We start from the raw sequence: 24,829 nt of genomic DNA on the forward strand, positions 1-24,829 counted from the left end.
ATCGGGCTTTTGATTTTATGAAAATAAAGAATTATTCTCCAACTACACCACTAAGAGCAGATACACCATTTTCATTAAATGCTTCTATGGCATAGTAGTATTTCTGTCCCAAATTCAACGCTCTGATTTGTAAAGATGTTGGTTGGTCGGCATATACTTGATAGGTTTGATACAACTTGTCTTTTTCTATTCCCCAACGGATATTATACCCTACGACATTGGGTACTTTTTCCCAAGAAATATCCACATTTCGTTCATCTTTTTGACGTTTGGCTACCAATTTTTGAGGTGTAACAGGTGCTTGTCCCAAGCCATTACCAAATACGCGGATTTCGCCAATGGCAAGGTTTTGTGCTTTTACATATACATGCTCATATTTGATAAAACGACCTTTGTAGGGTTTCTCTAGTTCGATATAAGCACATGGTCTATCTCGTTTAGGCTCTTTGGTAAGGTCACGCAATAGCTCCCATTTTTTCCCATCTTTTGAACCCCAAATTTTGAATAAAGTATAAACACTCGAATCGGAATCGAAAACATTATTCTTATAATCTATATAGTTTACCTGTAGCGCTTTCACTTCCGATTCTCTTCCCAAATCAATGCTTGCCCATTCGCCTGCTTTGTTTTGTTTGGCTACCCAAAAGCTTTGACGTCCTTCGTCTGTTAAGTTTTTAGCCACATGAATCGTATCTTGCTGAGATGAAACAGTCACAGGTTTTTTATAAGAAAGAAGCATCCAACCTGTAAACAAAGCATCACGATTATCCCATTTACCTGTTGGTAAATAATGAGGCCAGTCACCAAAACGGGTATTTGAGTACATTTGTCCCTCTTTGTCAAAACCCGCAGGGAACATTGAAATACGTCGTTCCATTGGCCAGTTCACCGCCAACCACGGCGTACCTGTATTCCAATAATTTCCATACACATCTTGAAAGGTATTGCCATGTCCCGCACCAGTCATATACCCACCAGGACGATAAGAAATGGGATTATAAGGTGCATAGGTAAATGGTCCAAGTGGGTTGTCACCAACATAAGTACCATTACCATAAACATTGTATTCTGTTCCTGGTCCTGCATACTGAAGATAATACTTACCATTATGCTTGGTCATCCAAGCGCCTTCAATAAATGGCTTAATCATATCAGCATGATCCGGACCAAAGCGTTCCCAACCATGTTGGTATTGGTCTAAAAATATCAATGGTTTATAATCGGTTTTGTCTTTGTAAGTCAAATTACGACTTTTATCTAGCTCCGCTCCAAATATTGGGTATACATTGGAAGAGCCCCAATACATATACCATTTATCGGTATCGGGGTCATGAAAAAGCGCTGGATCCCAAGGACCAATATCCTTAGGCAGCTGTGGCAACCAACGATTAAGGAATTTGAGTTTTCCTTTTTCGGGTTCAGTAGAATAAAAAATAGGGCGTTGCTGAAAAGTCGACTGGAACAAATACAAGGTATCTCGCACCGAAACTGCTGCTGGTGCGCACATATCTTCCATAGGCCATTTGTCAGGAACAACATAGTTCCAATTGACTAAATCTTTGGAATGCCACCAGCCTCCCGAAATAGTTACGAACAAATAATATTCGTTTTTGTGGGTCACAATAACGGGGTCGGCTCCTGAGCGGTAAGAGATACCTTCGTTCATTTGCTCGAAGTTGTAGCGATAGCCAATGTCGATAGGATTACAGTACGTAGCCTGCTTATTTTGAGCCAATAAGGCTATTGATAAACAAGACAGTAAGAAGCTTAGAAGGGATTTTTTCATATATTCAATTTGAGTTTATAAAAATTCAAATCAAATGTAGGACTTTTTTAGGTAAAAATATTTTAGCTCAAGATTCGGGGCAGGACAAATGCCTCCAGTGGAATGAATGAACTTAACTATAAAACGAAAAAGCACTCATTCAAGGCATTACCCTTAAACGAGTGCTCTTACTATATTGGCACATTGTCAAATCTTCAAATTAGAAAGACTTAAGTATTAAGGCAAAATAAAGTTGCCTTAATACGCTTTATGCAATAAGCTGTAGGCATTAGGCAAAAAAGTTTCTATTACTTCATGAGAAATACTATTTAGCTTTTAGCCTAGAGCTTAAAGCGGGTAAAATTATTTTAATTTTGCCCACTAACTTGTTATTTCTTTCTGTAGCTTTTACCAATACCTTTAAAGTATGCACTTGAAGTTTTCTTTGATTTAGAATCCTTCACGCTCGATTGAAACTTTTGTTGAGATTCACTGACAATCAAAATTCTTCCATCAAGTTCACTTCCATGAAGCGCAGCGATAGCAGCTTTAGCTTCCTCTTCGTTGGGCATTGTTACAAATCCAAAGCCTTTACTTTGGCGAGTGATTTTGTCGATAATAATTTTTACAGATTCTACCTCTCCGTGAGTTTCAAAAAGGGCTTTTAAACCCGCTTCCTTCAACTTAAAAGGAAGACTGCTTACATATATATCCATTTTTTTTGAATGATTTTACGTTAAAAAATAAGTATTAAGTGGTGTGCTATAAGCTGTAGGCATTAGGCAGAAAACCTTCTTTTTTGCCATGTATCCATAGCTGACTGCCAAAAACCCAATAATTTAATTTTGTCCACCTTAAGCATATTAAAATAATGCCTTAAACTTTCCTGGTAGTGGTGTTTGAAAATTAAAAACCTCTTTTGTTACAGGATGGATAAAATTCAACTCCCAAGCGTGCAATCCCAATCGCTTGATTGGGTTTACTTTTGAGCCGTATTTTGCATCGCCAATCACTGGGTGACCAAGGTCTTGCATGTGAACTCTTACTTGGTTTTTACGACCTGTTTCCAACTTCACTTTTACAAGTGAATAATTGCTATTGGACTTAATGGTTTCGTAATGTGTAATGGCTTTTTGTCCATTATTAGGATTTTGTGACGAATACACAATATAGGCTTTACTTTCTACCAAATACGATTCTATTGTTCCATAAGGGTATTTCAACTGCCCTTCTACTACCGCTGCATAAACACGCTCCTTGGTTTCGTGCCACGATTCTTGCAAAAGTTTTTGAATCTTTTCGCTTTTGGCATAAATCATTACCCCAGAAGTCTCGCGATCGAGGCGGTGAACAATGAATATGCGATTGTTAGGATTCTCTTTTTTGACGTGATTACTCAAAATTGAGTACGCCGTTTGTTCCTTTTCACGATCAGTTGCAATAGACAACAAACCTGCTTCTTTGTTGATAACAATCAAATATTGGTCTTCAAAAATAACATTAAGTCCTTTGTAAGGTTTTTCTTGATGTGATTTCAAAGCCTTAATTTGAACTTCTTGCCCTGCCACCAAAGGGTGGTTAAATTGAGAAGTGGCTTTGCCATCAACTAATACTTGTTTGTCACGAAGAAGACTCTTGATATTGATTCTACTTTTATGTGGCATCTTGGCAATCAGGAACACCATCAATTCGGTATTTTTGGTTACCTGAAATTTTGCCTCCGAAGATTTTGAAGGAGCACCCTCAGGTTTGGGACTCCATTTATTTGGTTTCATGGACATTACTTTTACGCTCAATCTCTCTGACTGTTTTGATGTACAACTCCTCGACTTTTTGTCTAGCCCAAGGCGTTTTACGCAAAAACTTCAAACTCGATTTTACACTTGGTTCAAAATTAAAACAGCGTATTTCAATGAGTTGCCCCAATTGACTCCAGCCATAATAAGCTACCAAATGATTAATGATCATTTCGAGCGTGATGCCATGTAAGGGATTATTTACTTGCTGATTCATAAGTACAAAGGTATGAATATTTTAGCGAATCGCCTTACAACAATACTAATGCGATAGCTGCCAATGTCATAACCAACATCGTCAAAGCACCCATAAAGTTGTCTAATCGCGTATTGGCAAATCGTCCCATAATCGTTTTATTGTTACTGATATGCATAATAATGGCAATCAAAATCGGCGCAATCATTCCATATAAGACAGCAGTATAAATCAATGCTTTGATAGGACTTATGCCAATAATATTTACAAAGAGCCCAACAACCATCGATACAATCAGGGTTATATAAAATCCTTTTGCTTCATGAAATTTTTTATCCAGCCCTTCTTGCCAATCAAAAGCCTCCGCAATCATATAGCTCAGAGCGCCCGAAAGCACAGGCACAGCCAATAAACCTGTACCAATTACACCAACCGCAAATAACAAATAGGCATTATCGCCTGCCAAGGGTTGTAAGGCACGGGCGGCTTCTTCCACGGTATCTACATGAAAAATACCTGCTTGAAACAATACTACACCTGTTGTAAGGATGATAAAGAAAAAAACTACATTGGTCAATAGCATTCCCCAACGAACATCGCTTTGCATGGAATGAATTACCCGTTTGTCTACAATCAAATGGTGTTGTTGGATTTCTTCGACTTCCATGGAGGCTTGCCAAAAGAATAAATAGGGAGAAATTGTAGTCCCCAAAATACCTACCAAGGCCACAAAATAGTCGGATGAATATTCAATTTTTGGAATAAAGGTATCATGCAAAACAGCTAACCAATTGATTTTTAACATAAAAGGAATTGCAATATAACTAAACAGCACTATACAGAGCCATTTGAGAATCATAGCAATACGACGATAAGATAAAAAGACAATGCCAAGTATAAGTAAGGTCGTAAAACTAATCGAGCAAATAAAAACAGGTATTTCAGGAAAAATCAAATGTCCAACCGCTCCCATTCCTGCAATATCTGCCCCAATATTAAGAATGATAGAAGGAATACTGACCAGCAAAATTAGATATAGAATGTACGGAGGATAATACTTTTTGATCGTCCCCATGAGCCCATGTCCTGATACCAAACCAATTCTGGCACACATTTCCTGAATAGATACCATCAGAGGATAGGTTACAATGGCTGTCCACAGCAACTTGGTGCCAAATTGTGCCCCTGCTTGTGAGTACGTTGCAATACCAGAAGGATCATCATCGCTAGCACCTGTAATTAAACCTGGGCCTAGAACTTTCCAAAATGAGATTATTTTTTTCTTAAAGGTCGTCATTGGGTTTTGTATTAAATGTCTCAGACAGTACGGTAATTTATAAAATATCTATGGGAGAAAGCTTCTTTTGTCATGATTTTAAATAAAACAAAAAGGTCGACTGATTTAGTCGACCTTAATATTAGAAGTAAAAATTGTCAAAGGCTTAAAGAATGTTGAATTATGGCAAATTCAACAAGAAACCTATGGTAAAGTTGGCATCCCAATCAAACACAAACTTTTTACATCCCGTTGTTTCGGCAACAGCTTTGTAGATATTCAACCCAGCTTTTGACTTAGCATTATCTAGTTTATAAGCCGAAGGAGCATCCAATACGGTATAACGTTCGGTTCCTTTGCGAACGTCTTTAGCCAATTCGAATGGTACACCACCAATGATAAAACACGTTTCACGGTTTGCAGAAGGAATTTGCTTTGACTTAGCAGAGATTTCTTTTGCTACGGCTTCATCATCAATACTATTTTGAAAATACTTCGCACCATAAGATTCTAAAGAACGAATAGCAGAACCTTCATGCCAAGAAATCTTGGTATTGGCCGAGCCGATATCAACCACGAAAGAGTTATCTGCAAATTCTTTTGGCTGAACCACTTTCAAGCCTAAGACACCTTCTTGTTCTGGAGTTACAGTATTAACATAGTAATTGAGCGATTTGAGTGCTTTAATAATACGTTGAGTAATCTCTGCTTTCAAAGCTCCCGAGCTAACGACAAAATGAATTTCTTTGCCTCCAACACCGTAATCTAGCATATTTCCAATGTACTTTTTCAAACCAGTTCGTACATCTTCATCGGTAGCCATATTCTCAGTTACAAGGCTATTACCAAATTCGGCTTTTTCAAGCTTCCAGTTTTTATCTTTATCGATACGAACAATAAATGAGTTAAAACCACTTGCTCCTAACTCTACCACACCTTTGAGCTTACCAGCAATCGGTACAGGTGCTGTATAGTCAAAAGAGGCTTTGGCAGTTGAAGTAGCCTCATCGTTACTGTTGCTACTTGCTTCGCTCGAACTTTGTTCTTCGGCAGGCAAAGTGCTAGAAGTTGTCGATGCTGTTTGAGTCGAATCTGTTGTTTTAAATTTTTTGAGTAACTCCTGTCCTCCCAACTTAGAGAATCCAAAATAAAAAGCCGCTACTACAAGGGCTGTGATAATCAATCTACCAGCTACTGTAAGACGTTGCATAGGAATAAGGTTTTGATTTTGAAAAATATGAGCTTGTTGCCCAGTATTGTTTTACAATACTACAAGATACATAATCGTTTGGCAAAGCTTTTAGTTTTTTCGGTTAAAAATAAAGATAGTTGGCCAAATGGTAGGCTGAATCCTTTTTTAAACCCACACCTTATTTTACTCTTCCCACTCAAAACTACGGGTAACCGCTTTTTTCCAATAATGATATAATTTTTCACGCTGCTCAGCTGGCATATCTGGCTTCCAAGTGTGAGCTACGCCCCAGTTTTGCTTCAAATCATTCAAATCTTGCCAATATCCAACTGCCAAACCTGCCGCATAGGCAGCACCCAAAGCAGTGGTTTCGATCATAGCAGGACACACAACGGGTACATCTAGCATATCTGACTGAAACTGCATCAACATTTCGTTTACGACCATTCCACCATCAACACGTAATGATGATATTTCGATTTTGGCATCTTTTTCCATGGATTCCAACACCTCCAATGTTTGAAATGCTGTAGCTTCCAATGCAGCACGGGCAATATGTCCTTTGTTGACATAGCGTGTCAAACCTGCGATAATACCACGAGCGTCAGCTTTCCAATAAGGGGCATATAAACCCGAAAACGCTGGAACAAAGTAACATCCGCCGTTATCTTCTACTGATTTAGCGAGGTCTTCTATATCTGAGCTTTTTTCAATAATTCCTAGATTATCTCTTAACCATTGTACCAAAGCTCCCGTAATCGCCACCGAACCTTCCAAGGCATAATGTACAGGTTCTTTGCCAAATTGATAAGCAACTGTCGTCAATAATCCATGAGTTGAAGGCGTAGGCGTAGTTCCTGTATTGAGTAACATAAAACACCCTGTACCATAAGTATTTTTGGCTTCGCCAGCAGCAAAACAGGTTTGTCCAACCAAGGCAGCTTGCTGGTCGCCCAAATCACCTGCTACGGGCACACCCACCAATAAGCCTTTGGCCTCAGCATATACCTCGCTACTTGAGCGAATTTCTGGTAATATTTGCTTGGGAATATCTAAAATCGCTAATATTTCATCATCCCATTGCATAGTATGGAGATTCATCAATTGGGTACGGCTGGCATTGGTTACGTCTGTAACGTGGATACCGCCATCGGTTCCACCTGTCAAATTCCAGATTACATAAGTGTCCATATTACCAAAAATGGCTTCTCCATTTTGTGCTGCTTCACGAAGTCCCTCTACATTATCCAACAACCATTTGATTTTCAGGCCACTAAAATAGGTAGCTAGAGGTAATCCTGTTTTTTCTCTAAAACAGTTTGCTCCTCTCGATGCTTCCAATTCTGCTACAGTATTTCCAACGCGCGTATCCTGCCAAACTAGGGCATTATAATAAGGTTCGCCAGTATGTTTATTCCAAATAACAGTAGTTTCACGTTGGTTTGTAATACCTACAGCAGCTAAATCATGTGGCGACAAATTAACCTTGCCCAATGCCAAACCAATGACTTCTTGTGTATTTTGCCAAATTTCGGTTGCATCGTGCTCTACCCATCCTGCTTGTGGATAAATCTGTGCATGTTCTTTTTGACCAACCGAAATCATATTACCTTGTTTGTCAAAAATAATAAATCGCGTACTTGTTGTACCTTGGTCAATTGATCCTATGTATTGCATAGTTATTGTTAGGATTTAGGGCAACATTGTAACGTAGTCTATTGATACAATTCTCAAAAGCTATTTTTACGAATATCTTTTCACTTTATACCAAAGTCCTCAAAACAATCTTGCATTATTGATTATAATATATGGGAGACAGTTTGCTTATTTTTTCACAAAATAGTCATATTAAATCTTGCACACAATCAATTTCAAGGAATTAAAGCACACAAAAAAGCCTAGCTACTCATTGTAACTAGGCTTTTTTGTGGTGTTTTGTTGATATTATTTAAAAAAGCCCACAGGGTCTTCTTTTTTGGCCATTAATTCTTGCACATAATTCAAATCAACAAAGCTTAAATCTAGCACTCGGCATTTGTGGAGATAATCCCAAGCCTTGTCGTAATGTTCTAACTGAAACTCTGCAATAGAATATTTGAGCCAAGCATTGGCATTAGTCGAATCTAGTTTTACTGATTTTTCTAACAAAGCCAAAGCATCGTCAATATCATTGCAATCTTTCTTTTCTTTGAAACAAGCAACCTGAACCGTTGCCACGTCTACCATCAATACGGTATTATCGGGCGAAAGCGATAAGCCTTTCCTCAAAAATGCAGCTGATTGTTCAAAATTGTTGCGTTGGTAACTAATCGAACCTAAGCCCCAATACACATCCATATTGTTGGGATTGAGCAAATAAGCTAGATTAAATCGATAAGTAGCAGTATCCAATAGTCCTTCACTCAGATACTCCCAACCACGTTCGGCAAAAAACTTACTAGCTTCTTCTTTAGTCGAAAAATTCGTAACACATTGCTCTACAAAGTCTGCATTCTTAACGAGTTGCTTTTGTAAGGTCTCTCTACTTCCAAAAAGGGGTAAATAACGGACATCCTGACTGTCGAGATTTGCAGTTTCTTTCTTAGTAATCTGCCTCGAGCTAGCTAATTGAGCTACTTCTGTTTGGGCAAAAGCCTGAACGGTCGAACTCAAAATGAAAAAATAAAGTAACTTTCTCATAAGTGGTGGTAAACGCACTCTCTATCAAAAAAATAAAATTTCGAGCTTTCTAATTTAGCCTTTTAGATGAAATGTAATTAGGTCTCTGCTGAGATTTTATTCCAAATTACAAAAAAATAAGGAACTACACTAGTGTGTCGCTCCTTATTTTAACGCATAGAATACCAGTTTATTATCTACGCTTTGTATTTCTTCTTGAAGAACTCCCTCCTGCCTTTGCACCAAAGCTACCATTTTTCGGGCCTTTACCTCCTGCTACAATCTTTTTCTTTTGGCGTTCCTGCTTCTCTTTACTTTTTACTTTAATATCTTTTTTCTCATGAAAAGCTCCCTTAAAAGTAGGGTCTTCCTTCTTACGCTGAGCATCTATTTCACGAAGCATTTCTTGATTTTCGATAAATGGTGTTTGCTCAATGGTCAAGCCTTCTGGTAACTCATAGCGAGGAATCTGCATTTTGATGATTTTCTCAATCTTCTTAACGTGATATTCTTCGGCAATGGTCATGAAAGTAATAGCCTCACCTGTTTGGTTGGCACGACCCGTACGACCAATTCGATGCACATAATCTTCATAAATGATAGGAACATCAAAATTAATTACGTGACTCACCATCTGAATATCAATCCCTCTTGCTGCTACGTCGGTGGCTACCAATACCTGAATATTTCCTTCACGGAAATCATCCATTGAATTGATACGGGTATTTTGCCCCTTATTGGCATGTATTACTCGGATTCTATCTTCAGGAACGACTTTTCTAGCCAAGAATTTAAAGATATTATCTGCTACTTCTTTACTTCTACAAAATACAATCACACGGTTGAAACGCTCCGAATCGGTCATCAATAACCCTAAAAGATTGATTTTGGTTTTGAAGTTGGGTAGTTCGTACAATATCTGATTAACCATTTCAGCTGTAGTAGCCTGGGGGCTTACTTCAACTTTTTTGGGAAACTCCAAAAACTCATGCGATAGGTTTTCTACACGTGGTGGGAATGTAGCAGAAAACAATAGATTTTGGCGTTTCTTAGAAGGAATTACCTCCAAAATACTACGAATTTGTGGCATAAAGCCCATATCCATCATTTTGTCGGCTTCGTCAAGTACGAGCGTTTTAAGCTCTTTTACTCCCAACTCTCCCTTAAGGTAAATATCCATAAAGCGCCCTGGTGTGGCCACCAAAATGTCAACGCCTGCTTTGATAGTCTCAATTTGCGTCTTCGGACCTAACCCTCCATAAATTGCCACGTGACGAATATCCGTGTAAGTGGCTAATTGAGTAATAGTCGCGTCTATTTGCATCACCAATTCACGAGTAGGTGCCAATATCAATACGCGTGGGTGCATACCTTGTGCATATTTGATTTTCATCAATATTGGTAACAAATATGCTGCTGTTTTACCCGTACCCGTTTGTGCGATTCCTAATACATCATGCCCTGACATTACCAATGGAATAGCCTGTTCCTGAATCGGACTTGGGGTCTCGTATCCAGCATCGGCAATGGCATTGAGTAATTGTCTATTTAAATCAAATTCTTCGAAAGTCATAACTTGTAACTTACTGATTCGCAAGCTGTTTTTCTTTTGTCGCTCGCCTCAGCCAATTTTTTTGTGAACTGCAAAGTTACGGAAAAGTCTTGCCATCACCCAGTTTTTTCAGAAACTATCTGATTAATCGTCTATTTCTGAGCAACTTCTGGCAAAGCTTTTAGGCGTAAATAACACACTCGCAACACATAGATAAGGGTTATTACAAATGCCCATTGCAGAAGATATTCTAAGGCATAACCCGCATTCGATAATTTTGTAAAACTATCAAAAACTGGATTGTTGTGATATACATATACAAATGGTTCGACAATCAGAAGGAAGTTGAGCAACAACAAAACAAACAAGAATTTACCATCTTTATGTTGCCACAACTCAAATACAATGACGACTAAGTAAATAAACATATAATACGCCATCGCACTTGGCAAAAACAACTGCATCAAACCATAAGTTAGGATAAATAACAATGGAAATGCTTGTACGAAAGACTTATTTCTAACGCTAAAACCAATCCATGTGGCTAGTGGCAAAAATAGCCCAAGCCCCAGCCAGTTCATTTTGGTGATATTGACACTAGCACCAATCAAAGGACGCAAAACAGAAAATAAGTTGGGAGAATATGGGTCTTCGGTATGTTTAATCAACATCAAAAAATCCCAACCAACTAAGTAATAGAGCAAAGCCAAACTTGGAATGCCAACCACAGCCATACTCAGAATAAACTTAAATTTATCTTTAATCAAGAAAAATAGTGGGAATAGGAAAAACGCTACCGTTACTTTTAAGCAAAGTAATGACAACGCAAACATCAAACCCATACGAAAATCGCTATTAGATTTTTTCCAAATCATTAAGGCTCCTAAAGCAAAACCCCACAACCAAATATCTTCTTGACCACCCAACAAACATATAATGATTGGGGCTGGTAACATCAAATAGTGAAGCAGTTTGGCATAAGCCTCTGATGATACAGTTTGATAATGTTTATAAGTCAACCACACACAGATTAACTCTCCCACCATCATCAAGGCGACAATCGAACTAGCATGGTCTACAATCAATAGAGGTAGGGCAATAATATAAGAAAAAATAGGGGCATGAAATGACCAAAAGTCACGATAGACCAAATCGAGATGCACTGCGTGAGAGGCTTTGTAATAAAAAAAGGGAACATCGCCTCGTGGTTCTTCTTTGAGAATCACAAAAACTAAAATAAATGGAATAATACGTGTTAAAACTACCAAAGCACTAACTACTCCTATTTGATTTTGAGTGAGCCATGTTTGAAAGCTTGCATATTTTTTCCATAAAATATATTGGGCAACAAACGCCAAACTCATTGCAATGAGCTTGGCAATAAATACTTCGATAATTGGCATACGATATGATTTGCTCTAAGGACTAGTGACCAAACTTTACCTTTAAAGCTAATAGTTTTTGTTCTAAAAAGTGGAAAGATAAACTTGCTACAGCAACCGTCAAACCGATGGTTAGCCCATACATAACCAAGTTATACACACCCAACGACCATGTATGTTGATAAGGCTGCAAAAGGTTCATGATAGCAACGTTGATAGCAATATGATAGATGTAAAGTCCATAGGAAATCTTACCCAAATAAGATACCACAGATTGCTCAAGATTTATAATCGACTGAGGATTTACGGCAACATTAACGATAAAATAGCAGAAGAAAACACTTAATAATTCAAGATTTATTCCCTTAAACTCGTAGCCAGAAATAATAATTGTTAATAAAATACCATAAACTACAAATTGTACTTTTCTCTGAAATAGAAATGCTAGAATTGAGTGCTTGGTAAATACTAAATAAGCTCCTACTCCACCCATAACCATCATCATAATACGAAATTGGCTGAAGAAGAAAAAGACATACCTAGGCAATTCGGCGATGGTATTATTGGTAAAAAAGAAAAAGTAAATCAAGAAGATAGAGGCTGTCCCTAGTATAAAAATAGCAATAATACCGAATCTTGCCTTCCAAGAATTAGCACGAATCAACCAAGGCCAGAGATAATAAAATTGCTCTTCGACACCAATAGACCATGTTTGTGAACACAGATAGGGTAACTCGTAAAAAATAAAGCTAAGGTTCGGCAAAATCATCATCAATAATGACAAGCGAGGCCAAAATGCTTCTGCATTACTTAATACCTCCGCAGCCGATTGCCAATAAAAGAGCTTGAAATGTGGTAAAACTAAGGTTCCTAAAAGTACAATGATGTAATAAATAGGCCATATACGAAGCACACGACGAACATAGAAGTTCTTGATATTGATAGTATTATTTTTACTTTTTTCACTAAGCAATAAATAAGTAATCAAAAAACCGCTAAGCACAAAAAACAAACCTACTCCCTGCTTTCCTGCATGCTTAACAATATGATTTGAATATAAATTAGGCAAACCAAAAGCAGCTTTTGCTTGCTCGATATGATGTATCAACACACTGAAAGCCGCTATAAACCGTACTCCGTTAAGATTAGGAAAATATACTGATTTGGATTTTTCCGTGTTAGGTACTGATGTCGATGCCGAAACTGTTTCTGATAAGCGATTTTTAGCCATGAAGTTGTAATTTTTGCAACTTTAAAGTCAACTACTTAGCCGACCTTTTGCCTTTGGATAAGGTTTGCAAAATTATAGCTTCTCTAGCTAATCACAAACGAAGGATTGAATTATTTAGGGAAGGGCTTTTTCCATAAAAAAGCGAGAGACAAGTTACTGTCTCTCGCTTGGGTAATTTATTCTAACAAACCTTTATATCCTGAATCCTTCGCAGGAGGAATATGTGGTGTTGAAGAACCAGTGCTTGGTGACGAATCCAGACTGATCAATTTGAACTCACCGCTATTGTAAGCTTCAAGCATGGCTTGACCTTTGTCGGTCAAAATACCATTTTGAATATCTACACCATTGATAAAGTCCATTGACAAATCCATCGCGCGCTTCATTTCTCCTAGTTTCTTACTCATATCGTCTTGGATATATTCCATCGACTCATCGAAGTAGAATTTTTTATCAGGATTTCCTTTAAAAATACTAATAGCGGTTTTCAAGGCATTCGAGCTACTTTTTACGATTTCGTATTCAGCCTCTTTCAATTTTACCTTGATTTCGGTCTCCTTAATAATATAATCTGCCGATGATTGTACCTTCTCCATGAAGCTCAATACAGTCTTCATGTTACGTTGTAAAGGCAACAACTTCTCATTCATTTCTTGCAAACCAGCCCCTTCAATCGTTGCCAACGAGGCAGCTTCTCTCATACCAGGCTTATCAATCATGGTATTTGCCTTATTAGCCTCAGCGAATTTTTGCTTGATTTGGTCATTGTTCTCATTGATTTTCTTATTCAATTTAACCAACTGACCTGCCAAAATATCGATTTGACCAGACATTTTTTGACGCTTTTCTTTCAAATCTTCGATATAGATTTTCATGATTGCGATAGGGTCTAGTTGAATCACCAAACCTGCAATTTTGCGCATCGTAGTTTTGAACAAGAAAAATGCCGCTGTACGAACATCTTTGCTCGTTATCAAAAACACAAACAAACCTAATACCGCCAACAAAGCGCCCAGATAAAGCGTATTTTCAGTTACCTTAATCAAAAACTCAACAATCTTGTTGAAGTAATACAAGCCCACCGCTCCTGCTGCGCCTAAGAACAACAATGAGGTGACACCTTCGGGTTTACTCCAAAATGATTTCTGGGGAGCATCACCTCCTCCTATTTGTGATAAATCTGCCATTAGTTTAATTGGTTTTGGTTAATTTCTATTCGTACACAGTCACACTGAGACACGAGTAATTTAAAAGTTTAGAAGCCTTATTTCAATAAATGTTCTTGTATCTTGAAAATATCAGACTTGATTTGGTCTACAAAGAAATCGTGTGTAACCTGATACCCTGCTTTGTTATTATTGATTTTAGCACTTTGTTCTTCAATATCTCCCGATACTTTCTCTATAGTGCTATTATTTTGTTCTATTTTCTTTTGTAAAGCAATAATCTGCTCGGCCATTTGCTTGTTTTCATCTTGCATTTGTTTTACCTGATTTTGCAGATTGCCCACACGCTCTTTAATAGCTGCGTCGGCATCTTTCAGAAAGGCCGTTTTATCATTTTCAAGTATTTGGACATATTGATTGGCTGTATTGACCAATATATTAATGTCCGAAACTCCTCCCATGGTTCTAAAACTTGCCCAAGCAGCCTGAAACTGTTTTTCCTCTGATAAGCCTAAGCCCGACAAACTTTTCATGGTTTGCATAAACTCAAAATAGTCGGCACCCGGAAGATTGGCTTTTTCGAGTAGTTGCACAAAATGGTCAACAAACTTCTTATCCGTACTAGCATTCGTCTCTGATGGTCGTACTACATTCTGACTAACAGGTGTAGCTTGAGGCTCAGGTGTTACGCTTTGGCTGGGCGTAGCGGGCGATGATTCGGGTACATCTTGAATAAAGAAACTCAGAATTTTCTTCCCGATGCTTTTTTCTTCTGTTGACATAGTTTTGATTTTGAGGATAAAGTATAATGTAGATTTGTAAAGAATGAAATTTACAAAATCTTCTCGAATTACTTGATACAATATTATACAGTCGAGGGCTGTCCTGTAAGAAAGATTGTAAGAATGGTATGCGGACTTTAAGAATGGCTACAGGATTTGATGGATATTGTGTAATTTGAAAATTTGACGATTTGAAAATAGAAAGGACTCATTTCTCTTTGTGCCTTTGCTCCTGCAACCCTCTATTACTTTTGAAAAAAATATTTTTTTTTCAATCTTCATGCAACATCTCTGCTTTTGCCTGCATCTTATGGATAGAATTCGCAAAGAAAAGCTCTGCCTTAACCGTTAATCCATATATCCTACCAGTTTAGTCAATATCTCAACAATTTGTACCGAGATTTTTACCATTCAACCGACTAGACGACCGATTATGGTATTTTGTATTGCAAGGTACTGGTTAAAACACATAACTTTGATTCAAGAATTCAGCACAACAAGTACATAAAAGATTCAAAAACAGTTTTAAAATTAACTCTCAATCAAAACTTTTCTTCTTGACACGTAATCAAGCATTAAGGTTTAACTTTCTAAACATTTATAAAAGTCATGAAAACGTTCGCTCAACTCTTCTCAATCTCTGCATTAACAGTTTTATCTGTAGTTAGTTTCGCAAACAACGACAACAGCAACGCAAATAAGACGAAGACGTTTGAAGTTGGCATGTTCAAAAGCAAAAATTCATTGAATATGAATTTGATGCTTGAAAAAGTAAAGGATAAACAAGTAAAGATTATCTTGAAAGACCCTTCGGGAAAAGTATTACACCAAGAGTATGTTGCGAAAAATACCCCTTCGTATTACGGTAAGTTTGACATGAGCCAGTTGGAAGACGGAGTTTATACTTTCGAAATCACTGACGGAACTGAGAAAATTGTTAAGACTGTAAACCTTCAGTCTCCTGAAACGCAAGAAACAACAAGAAACCTGACAGTTAATAAATAGTCCAGTTCGAGCGCCCGACGAACGCTAGAGAATGGACACTCGGCGGTCGAGTATTGGTAAATACGAATAACCGACCGCCGATCATTCAAAGATTACAAGTCATCAAAACCTCTTTTTTTGAATATATATAAAGGCTAAACCTCTTTTTTGAATATATAAATTGCTGAAAGCCACGAGCCGACAGCGCAGTAAAATTCCTCTTTAATCTAATATGCTGAATGTCTGAAAAGACTGTAGGCCTCATTTAAACTTCTCATTCAATAATATGAAAACGCTCTTTAAACCTGTAGTATTAATTTTAATGGCTTTGACTTCATTTGTCTCATTAGCCGACAATAACGACAATAGCAGTAATTACACTGCCAAAGCCAAAACATTCAGAATTGGCATGTACCAAACCAAAGGTGCCGCCAAAATGAATATCATGCTTGAAAAAATCATTGGAAAATCGGTAACGATTACCTTGAAAAACGAAGATGGCGAAATCCTAAATACCTCCACGGTTCGTAAAAATACAGAGTCGTATCATGGTAAATTTGATATGTCTGAACTTGGTGATGGAAAATATACTTTTGAAATCAGCGATGGACATGAAACGATTCGTAAAACTGTAGTGCTAGATACCTCTAAACCCACTACGTTGACAAGAACAATGGATGTGAATAAGTAAGTGAGTATGAGTGCTGAATTGTGAGTGATGAGTTTTGAATATAAGTTTTTGACTACTAATATTTTACCTCATTCATTAGAATTAATTCTGCACGATTACTTAATTTTTGGAAAAGTGATGAATAAACATGAACCATTCTGAAACTAGGATGATTCTCTCAATTTCATCAAAAAAGCGGTCGAAAATTGTTTTTTCGACCGCTTTTTTGCTACCTAACTCAGCTTAAGATACAAAGCATTACGTCTCTACAGCTAGCATACAAATTTCAACATAAATCACTCATGCACTCAATCACAAATCACTCAATGCTCAAACTCAGCTTAAGACGCAATCATTGCGTCTCTACAGCTAGCTTACAAATTTCAACATAAATCACTCATGCACTCAATCACAAATCACTCAATACTTGCACTGCATTACGTTTCTACAGCTAGCTTACAAATTATTTACTCGTTTTTCTAATCTGCATCATATTCACAAAGAATGAAAATGCCATTGAGAAATAGATATATTGCTTAGGAATATGAAAATCTAATCCTTCGGCAATTAGCGTAACCCCAATCATCATTAGAAAACATAGGGCTAAAATCTTTAAAGAAGGATGCTTACTAATAAAGCTACTGATTGCCCCTGCCACCGCTAGCATAATCGATATAGACACAATTACAGCGGCATACATCACCCACAACTCATCTACCAAACCCACTGCCGTAATAATACTGTCAATCGAAAAGACTAAATCTAGTAACAAAATTTGTCCGATAATTTTGACAAATGATTTGGGTACTGGTGTCGAACTAGCGTGCTCTCCCTCTTCAGTTTTTTCAAAAATCTCTTTGTTACTTTTATACAGTAAGAAAAAGCCCCCTGCAATAAGAATTAAGTCTTTTCCCGAAAAATCTATTCCCGAAACCGTCATTAAGGTTTTATCGAGCTTCATGATCCAGCTAATACCTGCCAATAAGATTAGACGCAAAACTAGCGCAAGACTCAAACCTACCAATCTTGCTTTTTTACGATTTTCAGGAGGGAGTTTATCAGAAAGAATAGAAATAAAAATAATGTTGTCGATACCCAAAACGATTTCAAGTACAATCAGGGTAAGCAGTGAAATAAGAATTTCAGTTGTCATTGTTTATTTGTCTGTTTGAAAGGAGTTAACGTCTCAAAACATTGGACATTTCCTTTGCTATTTGAACATGCAAGTTATACCAAAAGTTAGCGCTTCTGGATTAGATTTCGGTTAGATTTTGGTTTAACAAATCATTAACACATAGGGGCAAAATATGCAGATTCTTACACCCGTTTTATAGTCAAATTCTCAATCAAAAATCAATTAAGTGCTATGAAACGTAACATATTTCTTTCCACTATTGCTATCTTGAGCCTAGGGCTTGTACTGGTTGCAAGCTCTACTTTTGCTCAAGGATATGACCGTCGCGATGACTATAACAGAAATAATCCTTACAATGACAATCGCTATGATGACTATTCGAGAAATACACCTAGCCGTGAGTTTCCATTAGATCCTCGTAACCCTTATGATGAACGTAGTAGAGTTTTTGATACACGAAATCCTTACGACCCTCGTCCAGTATATGACAATCATTCGCATGGTCGTTATAATGATTATGATTACCGTTGCAATTGCGATACCTATAGTTATTGCTCACATCGCCAACAATGGGCTAATCGTTATTTTCCTGTAGATCCACGTAATCCATACGATATTCGCAACAACCCTAGAAGATTTGATTCTTATTCATATAACAATCGCCGCGGACGTGAACGTGTCGTAATTGTTGTGCCAGAAAGAGGTCATCATCATCGCCGTGATTGGTAAGAGTTTTGGAGTGAACAGTAGCAAAGGCACAGAGGCACAAAGTGATTTATTTAGAACACTTTGTGCCTCTGTGCCTTTGTCACTTAACACCTTTTATTGATTTGGCTTCAACACCTGCTTACCTGATTTAACTTTTTCTACGTCTTCTTTTCGAATAAGTTCTCCTCTAAATTTCCCTTCTACATACATACGAGCTTGGTCATCGTAATGTTTACTCATGAAATATCCCGATTGTCCAGTTGGATTAATACTTTGACCTTCAAAAGGTTTTGAGAAATCGATCACACGACGCAAAGCTGGGCCATAACTAACCTTGTAATATCCTGAAGAATCAAGTGGAAAATCAAGATTATTGATTACCTCTTTACCTGCCATAGCTGGTAAAGGTCCTACATTAAAGAGTTTATTCAAAGGCTTTTGTCTACCTACAGGATGTACGTGCTCGAGCGTGTGAACTTTTTGCCAATGCCACGCCTTTTTATCCGTTCCAAGTTGAGCCGCCAAATCTGTATAAGCCTGATTCAAAGCCGATTGAATAATCTGTGTACGAGTTTCTATATTTTTTGTATCCTTATTATCCCACCATTTAGAAGTATCATTAACGATAAAGTTTTGTAAAGAACGCTTCATAGTTTGAGAATTGATAAACGCTTTGAATCCTTCAGCACCAAGTTCGTCTTTGAAAGTAGCCTCGTACATACGATACAAAAATCTGTAATAAATTGTTGGTTCGATGTCTTCCAAATCGTGTGTACCATCCCAAGTCAGGAGTTCTGTATGTCCTGTTGATTTAATAATTGGAGCAATACTTTGAATCACAGTTGGCGCCATAGCGCTTTTATGCTCAGTAATCATCTGGTGCATATCCTCTGTAGTCCAATCATTTTTGGGCGTATTGAGCAACTGTTTGATACGAGTCGCACGATCTGGCGCAACATAGTAACCCGCTACCAAGCCTGTACCCATATCCTCAGGTTGGTTATTGGCAGAGTACACAAAACCGCTAGCAGGATTTACAGCATGTGGATTTTGAGAAAAATCTAACCAGCCCTCTATCTCATCTTTGCCACTAGCACCATCCAGAATCATATAAGGCTTTACATGAGCAGGACGCTTAGGGAGTTTTGCCGACGCCCACCAAGCAATATTGCCTTTGGCATCGCCATACATTACATTCAGACCAGGGAAATGAATCATCGAAGCAGCAGCTTCCGCTTGTTTAACATCGGTAGCATGAGCCAAATCATAAAAGACTTTTAGAGAACGGTCAGGAAATTGTGTTAATACCCACCACAAGGCAACAGGCGATTTTTCATGAACAAACTTTTTATCAAACTCATTAATCAAAACGCCATGTCTCGACGAGCGATATTGCACTGCTACATCGGGTTTTCCTTTTACTTTTATGACTTCTTTTCTAATCGTCAAATCTTCCCAATGGTCTTTAAACCAAACCTGATTGGCATTAGCAGGATTTATTTTTTCTCTATAAAAATCAACATCATCATTTTCAAACATCGTTAAGCCCCAGCCAGCTTTATCATTATGCCCAATCACAGCCATAGGAATACCAGCGATGAAGTTTCCATAAAAGTTTTGATTAGGATAAACCAAATTAGCCTCAAAAAACACCGAAGGTTGAGAAAAAGCAATATGGGTATCATTACTAAAAATCACACCTTTACTTTTTGTTTTACTTCCAGCCACAACCCATGAGTTTGAACCATGAAACGTAGGAAAAGGCGCTGCTTTTTGTAATTCAAGTACTTGGTTGCCCAATGCCAACAGATTTTGTACGGATTCGGCACCTTTGCGAAGCGCTATTTCTTTTTCATTGCCTTTTGTAACAGGGATTTTCTCCGCATTGGTTGCCCAAGTTGTTACTAAATCCTTGGTATATTCTTCGCCAAGACTTTGTTGGATATAGGTCATCAAAGGATCTGTGCGAAAAGCATCCGCAAAAGAAAAGCCCATATATCCTTGAATAATATGTAAATCTAGATTTGAAAAAGGCGTTTTCGGAATTTTCAAAAGTTCAAATTCTACGGGCGTATCTCCATTTTCGATAAAAGCATTGACGCCATTCACATACGCCGAAGCGGCTTTGACATAGCCTTCATTTTTAGGATACTGTGCGATGGTTTGTTCTGCATATTTTCTAAAACCAAGACTTCTGAAAAACTTATCACTTTCCAATGCCATATCGCCAAATACCTCCGAGAGGCGTCCATCTGCCAAGCGACGAAGGGCTTCCATCTGGAAAAGTCTTTCTTGTGCATGCACATAGCCCAACGCGAAATAGGCGTCTTCTTCCGTTTGAGCATAAATATGAGGGATTCCAAAATCATCCCATAGTACCTCCACGGGTTGTGAGAGTCCTTGTAGATTTATTTCTTGGTCATGATTTGCCACTTTAGACTTGAGCCAGACAAATACTCCTAGCCCCAATAGCACGACTACGATAAGTAGCCCCATTAAAATTCGTTTGATAAGACGCATAGTTTTTACAAGGTTTTAGTACAAAACATAAAGCTATAAGCTAGTTGTGTGATTTGCTTTTTTGTACCTTTTCTAAAGTTATTTAAGTGAATTAAAGTTAAAGTGCTTGCATATAGGCACTCATACAAATTTAGTCTTTTCTGTCACAACTCAACTACCCTCGTAGTGTCTAAAAACTATCCTAATTCAACTTTTTTTATTTATATTCAACCACAATTACAGAACAGTATAGAACACAAGTTGTTTTTTGGTTAATTTTGGTATTATTCAAAAACGTATTTATCTATATTGGTTTCTTTCAAACTATCCAATTACAATTTATTATGAAAAAATTAAGGCTCGCCTTAATGGCTCTCTTCTCTTTAGCCATTCTCTCTCTAAAGGCACAGACCTCCAATCCTTTGCAGGGCAAAAAAGTGCTAGTGTTTTCTAAAACTGCTGGCTTTCGACATAGCTCAATTCCTTATGGTATTAAGGGCATGCAAGACCTAGGTCAGAAATACGGCTTTGCCGTAGATACTACCGAAAATGCTACAAAATTCACAGAGGATAACCTCAAGAAATATGCTGTAGTGATATTCATGAGTACTACAGGCGATGTACTCAATCCTGCACAACAAATAGCTTTTGAGCGCTATATCCAAGCGGGAGGCGGTTTTATGGGTGTGCATGCAGCATCAGATACTGAATATGACTGGCCTTGGTACGGCAAGCTAGTTGGAGGCTACTTTAATGGTCACCCTGGCAAAAATGTATCGAATGTTCAGATGGGTAAATTTACAGTAACCGACAAAAACCATATTTCGACAGGTACATTGCCTACAACTTTTGAAAGAAAAGATGAATTCTATGATTTCAAAGAGTTTAACAAAGATGTTAAAGTGTTGATTACTCTTGACGAAAAATCTTACCAAGAAGGTAAAATGGGCGATTTCCACCCTATGTCTTGGTATCACGAATACGATGGCGGTCGTGCATTTTACACTAACTGGGGACATACACATGAGACTTTCTCAGACGAAATTCCGATGAGTCATATTTGGGGAGGCTTGCAATGGGCAGCTTCTGGCTCGGCACTAGATTACTCAAAAGCTCGTAGCGAATATGCGCCAGAAGAAAACCGTTTTACTAAAATTGTATTAGACAAAAACCTTGATGAGCCAACAGAATTGGCTGTTTTGGATAATGGTAAAGTATTATTTACAGAAAGAAAAGGTTTATTAAAGGTATATAACCCCGTTACGAAAAAAACCAAAGTCGCAGCTGATTTGCGTGTATATTCAAAATTTGAGTACGGTTTGATGGGTTTGAATATTGACCCAAAATACAACCAAAACAAATGGATTTACTTATTTTACAGTCCATCGTATGAAGTTGCTGGTGCAGATACCGCCAACAGACTTTCAAGATTTGTTTATGATGATGTAAAAGATACATTGGTATTTTCTTCCGAAAAAACGTTATTGAGAGTTCCTGTAAAACGTACTGACTGTTGTCACACTGGTGGTTCTATCGAATGGGATAGCAAAGGAAACTTGTACCTTTCAGCAGGAGACGACACCAATCCATTTGCCTCAGAAGGCTTTGCTCCGATCGACAATCGTGCGGGTCGTGCGGGTTGGGATGCTCGTGCTACGTCATCAAACACCAATGATTTGAGAGGAAAAATCTTAAGAATTAAACCTACTGACGACGGTTCTTACACGATTCCTGAAGGCAACCTTTTCCCTGTGGGTACTGAAAAAACGCGTCCTGAAATTTATGTAATGGGTAACCGTAACCCTTATCGTATTTCGGTAGATAAACACACTGGTTATTTGTATTGGGGAGAAGTTGGTCCAGATGCAGGTGAAAACTCAGACAAATATGGTCCTCGTGGTCATGATGAAGTAAACCAAGCTCGTAAAGCTGGTTATTTTGGTTGGCCATTGTTTGTTGCTGACAACCGTGCTTATAATCAGCGCAATTTCGAAGACAATTCAGTTGGTAGCAAGTTTGACCCATTGAAGCCTATCAACGATTCTCCACATAATACGGGTTTGAGAGAATTGCCTCCAGCACAAAAAGCCTTTATTTATTACCCTTATGCAGACTCACCAGAGTTTGGTCCTATTGTTGGCAAAGGCGGACGTAATGCTATGGGCGGTCCTGTGTATTATATCAATGACTATCAAAACTCGAATGTCAAGTTTCCTAAATACTTTGACGGAAAATTCTTTGCTTATGACTGGGCACGTGACTTTATCAATATCGTTACGATGAAACCAAATGGTGATTTTGTTTCGATGGAGCGCTTCATGCCAAATACGGTATTTAGCCACCCAATGGATATGCAATTTGCTAAAGATGGAGCTTTATATGTGTTGGAGTATGGGCAAAACTGGTTTGCTCAAAATGAAGATGCACGTTTGTCACGTATCGAGTTTAATGCTGGCAACCGTAAGCCTGTAGTCCAAATTAGTGCTGATAAGATAGCTGGTGCTGTACCACTCAAAGTAAATTTCTCTTCCGTAGGTACAAAAGATTTCGATGGCGATGTGCTTAGTTACGAATGGTCATTCGCAAAAGGCGCACCAAAAAGTAAGCTGAACAATCCTAGTTTTACTTTTACAAAACCAGGTATTTATCAGGCTACGCTCAAAGTAAAAGATGTGGCAGGTAATGTATCAGAAGCTTCTGTAGAAATCAAAGTAGGAAATGATATTCCGAAAGTAGCCTTGACTATTAAAGGCAACAAGTCTTTCTATTGGAATGATGAGAAAGTAGCTTACGAAGTAAAAGTTGCTGATAAGGAAGATGGTTCGTTGGATAACAAAAAAATCAAAGCGGAAGATGTACAAGTAAATATCGACTATCTTGAAGGATTTGATAAAACCATCATTGCTCAGGGTCACCAACAAAATATGAGCGTATTGTCAGGCAAGCGCTTGATTGAATTGTCTGACTGTAAAGCTTGTCACTCGCTAGACAAAAAATCTATCGGACCAGCTTATAAAGAAGTAGCCAAGAAATACAAAGGTGCTTTCCAAATCGAAGGTAAACTTTCTGACAAAATCATCAAAGGTGGTGGTGGCGTTTGGGGCGAACAAGCTATGGCTGCCCACCCACAAGTAAGCAAAGCAGATGCTACTGAAATGGTAAAATACATCTTATCATTGGCAGATGACAGCAAAGCAAGCAAGCCTGTAAAAGGTGAATACTTGACGAAAGATACTGGTAAAGCTGGTACTTATATTTTCTCAGCTAGTTATACCGATAAAGGCGCTGGAAGTTTAGGCTCTCAGAATGCTACTAAAACGGTCACCTTGAGAAGTGCCAAATTTAGAGCAACAAGCTATGACGTTCAAAAAGAAACGATGAAGGTAAAAATTGATGGTTTGGGCGAAATTGTAGCAGCTACTAAAAACCAAGGATATATCGGCTTCGAAAACATTGACCTTACAGGCTTAAAGGCTTTTGATGTGGCAGCTTTTGCTTCTGATGAACGTACAGTAGGAGGTAAAATCGAGTTGCATATTGGCTCGCCAACAGGTAAAGTATTAAGTTCGGTAGAGGTAGGTAAAGGCAATACACAACCTGTAAAATTAGGTTTGGCAGATGCTACAGGTACACAAAACCTATATTTTGTTTTTGTAAATCCTGAAGCAAAAGACAAAGCACTTTTTGCTGTTTCAGATATTACTGCGGTAAGATAAGTAAATGTATTTGGTGATTATTTTCTAAATGTGTTGCACTTGTAGAGACGCAATGCTTTGCGTCTAAATAGGTGTCATTCTGAAATACAGTATCAAAAAAGGCGGTCGAAATGAGTTTTTC

General features: G+C 38.0%; 19 protein-coding genes. 4 read left to right on the forward strand and 15 right to left on the reverse strand.

The window, feature by feature from the left end; all coding sequences use genetic code 11:
* Nucleotides 1-31: 31 nt before the first annotated feature.
* The 13 genes from QM481_RS19750 to QM481_RS19810 all read right to left on the reverse strand — a co-directional run bounded on the left by QM481_RS19750 (nucleotide 32) and on the right by QM481_RS19810 (nucleotide 14,996).
* Complete coding sequence (locus QM481_RS19750; RefSeq protein WP_283383016.1) at nucleotides 32-1,786, reverse strand: family 43 glycosylhydrolase; 1,755 nt, start codon at nucleotides 1,784-1,786, stop codon at nucleotides 32-34.
* Between the two features lie 368 nt (nucleotides 1,787-2,154).
* The gene (locus tag QM481_RS19755) at nucleotides 2,155-2,481 is read right to left on the reverse strand and encodes an RNA recognition motif domain-containing protein (RefSeq protein ID WP_166553258.1); all 327 of its coding nucleotides are present in this window, start codon (nucleotides 2,479-2,481) and stop codon (nucleotides 2,155-2,157) included.
* A 147-nt stretch (nucleotides 2,482-2,628) separates the two neighbouring features.
* Nucleotides 2,629-3,540 (reverse strand): RluA family pseudouridine synthase, encoded by a 912-nt coding sequence (locus QM481_RS19760; RefSeq protein ID WP_283383017.1) that lies wholly within the window; start codon nucleotides 3,538-3,540, stop codon nucleotides 2,629-2,631.
* Nucleotides 3,527-3,778: a VF530 family protein gene (locus QM481_RS19765; protein WP_095166280.1), complete on the reverse strand. Its 252-nt coding sequence runs from the start codon at nucleotides 3,776-3,778 to the stop codon at nucleotides 3,527-3,529. The genes QM481_RS19760 and QM481_RS19765 overlap by 14 nt, the downstream gene beginning before the upstream one ends.
* A 34-nt stretch (nucleotides 3,779-3,812) precedes the next feature.
* On the reverse strand, nucleotides 3,813-5,054 hold the full coding sequence (locus QM481_RS19770) for an NRAMP family divalent metal transporter (RefSeq protein WP_166553256.1): 1,242 nt from the start codon (nucleotides 5,052-5,054) through the stop codon (nucleotides 3,813-3,815).
* Nucleotides 5,055-5,214: 160 nt separating this feature from the next.
* Nucleotides 5,215-6,243 (reverse strand): hypothetical protein, encoded by a 1,029-nt coding sequence (locus QM481_RS19775; protein WP_283383018.1) that lies wholly within the window; start codon nucleotides 6,241-6,243, stop codon nucleotides 5,215-5,217.
* A 165-nt stretch (nucleotides 6,244-6,408) separates the two neighbouring features.
* Nucleotides 6,409-7,902 carry a glycerol kinase GlpK gene (gene glpK / locus QM481_RS19780; RefSeq protein WP_283383019.1) on the reverse strand — a complete coding sequence of 498 codons (1,494 nt, stop codon included), beginning with the start codon at nucleotides 7,900-7,902 and terminating at the stop codon, nucleotides 6,409-6,411.
* 267 nt (nucleotides 7,903-8,169) lie between these two features.
* Nucleotides 8,170-8,904, reverse strand: coding sequence for a tetratricopeptide repeat protein (locus QM481_RS19785; RefSeq protein ID WP_283383020.1), 735 nt, complete (start codon nucleotides 8,902-8,904; stop codon nucleotides 8,170-8,172).
* 172 nt (nucleotides 8,905-9,076) lie between these two features.
* Nucleotides 9,077-10,456, reverse strand: a complete 1,380-nt coding sequence (locus QM481_RS19790; protein ID WP_166553252.1) for a DEAD/DEAH box helicase — start codon at nucleotides 10,454-10,456, stop codon at nucleotides 9,077-9,079.
* A 131-nt stretch (nucleotides 10,457-10,587) separates the two neighbouring features.
* Entirely contained in the window at nucleotides 10,588-11,838 is a 1,251-nt protein-coding gene (locus QM481_RS19795) for a hypothetical protein (RefSeq protein ID WP_283383021.1), read from the reverse strand.
* 22 nt (nucleotides 11,839-11,860) lie between these two features.
* Complete coding sequence (locus QM481_RS19800; protein ID WP_283383022.1) at nucleotides 11,861-13,048, reverse strand: acyltransferase family protein; 1,188 nt, start codon at nucleotides 13,046-13,048, stop codon at nucleotides 11,861-11,863.
* Between the two features lie 176 nt (nucleotides 13,049-13,224).
* A complete protein-coding gene (locus QM481_RS19805; protein ID WP_095166266.1) occupies nucleotides 13,225-14,235 on the reverse strand; it encodes a hypothetical protein in 1,011 nt (336 codons plus the stop codon).
* 77 nt (nucleotides 14,236-14,312) lie between these two features.
* Complete coding sequence (locus tag QM481_RS19810; protein WP_283383023.1) at nucleotides 14,313-14,996, reverse strand: tropomyosin; 684 nt, start codon at nucleotides 14,994-14,996, stop codon at nucleotides 14,313-14,315.
* 609 nt (nucleotides 14,997-15,605) lie between these two features.
* On the opposite strand from QM481_RS19810, the gene QM481_RS19815 reads away from it, so the two are divergent.
* Entirely contained in the window at nucleotides 15,606-16,001 is a 396-nt protein-coding gene (locus QM481_RS19815; RefSeq protein WP_283329234.1) for a T9SS type A sorting domain-containing protein, read from the forward strand.
* A gap of 265 nt (nucleotides 16,002-16,266) precedes the next feature.
* On the forward strand, nucleotides 16,267-16,671 hold the full coding sequence (locus QM481_RS19820; RefSeq protein ID WP_166553247.1) for a T9SS type A sorting domain-containing protein: 405 nt from the start codon (nucleotides 16,267-16,269) through the stop codon (nucleotides 16,669-16,671).
* A gap of 442 nt (nucleotides 16,672-17,113) precedes the next feature.
* On the opposite strand, the gene QM481_RS19825 is transcribed toward QM481_RS19820, so the two are convergent.
* The gene (locus QM481_RS19825; RefSeq protein WP_283345137.1) at nucleotides 17,114-17,803 is read right to left on the reverse strand and encodes a TerC family protein; all 690 of its coding nucleotides are present in this window, start codon (nucleotides 17,801-17,803) and stop codon (nucleotides 17,114-17,116) included.
* A 213-nt stretch (nucleotides 17,804-18,016) separates the two neighbouring features.
* Between QM481_RS19825 and QM481_RS19830 the strand changes: the two genes are divergently transcribed.
* Nucleotides 18,017-18,514 carry a hypothetical protein gene (locus tag QM481_RS19830; protein ID WP_283383024.1) on the forward strand — a complete coding sequence of 166 codons (498 nt, stop codon included), beginning with the start codon at nucleotides 18,017-18,019 and terminating at the stop codon, nucleotides 18,512-18,514.
* Nucleotides 18,515-18,607: 93 nt separating this feature from the next.
* Here QM481_RS19830 and QM481_RS19835 read toward each other — a convergent pair whose 3' ends face one another.
* Nucleotides 18,608-21,013: a penicillin acylase family protein gene (locus QM481_RS19835; RefSeq protein ID WP_283383025.1), complete on the reverse strand. Its 2,406-nt coding sequence runs from the start codon at nucleotides 21,011-21,013 to the stop codon at nucleotides 18,608-18,610.
* Nucleotides 21,014-21,336: 323 nt separating this feature from the next.
* Between QM481_RS19835 and QM481_RS19840 the strand changes: the two genes are divergently transcribed.
* Nucleotides 21,337-24,708, forward strand: a complete 3,372-nt coding sequence (locus QM481_RS19840) for a ThuA domain-containing protein (RefSeq protein ID WP_283383026.1) — start codon at nucleotides 21,337-21,339, stop codon at nucleotides 24,706-24,708.
* Nucleotides 24,709-24,829: the final 121 nt, after the last annotated feature.

The sequence above is a fragment of the Flectobacillus rivi genome, assembly GCF_030056655.1.
GTDB classification, from domain to species: Bacteria; Bacteroidota; Bacteroidia; order Cytophagales; family Spirosomataceae; genus Flectobacillus; species Flectobacillus rivi.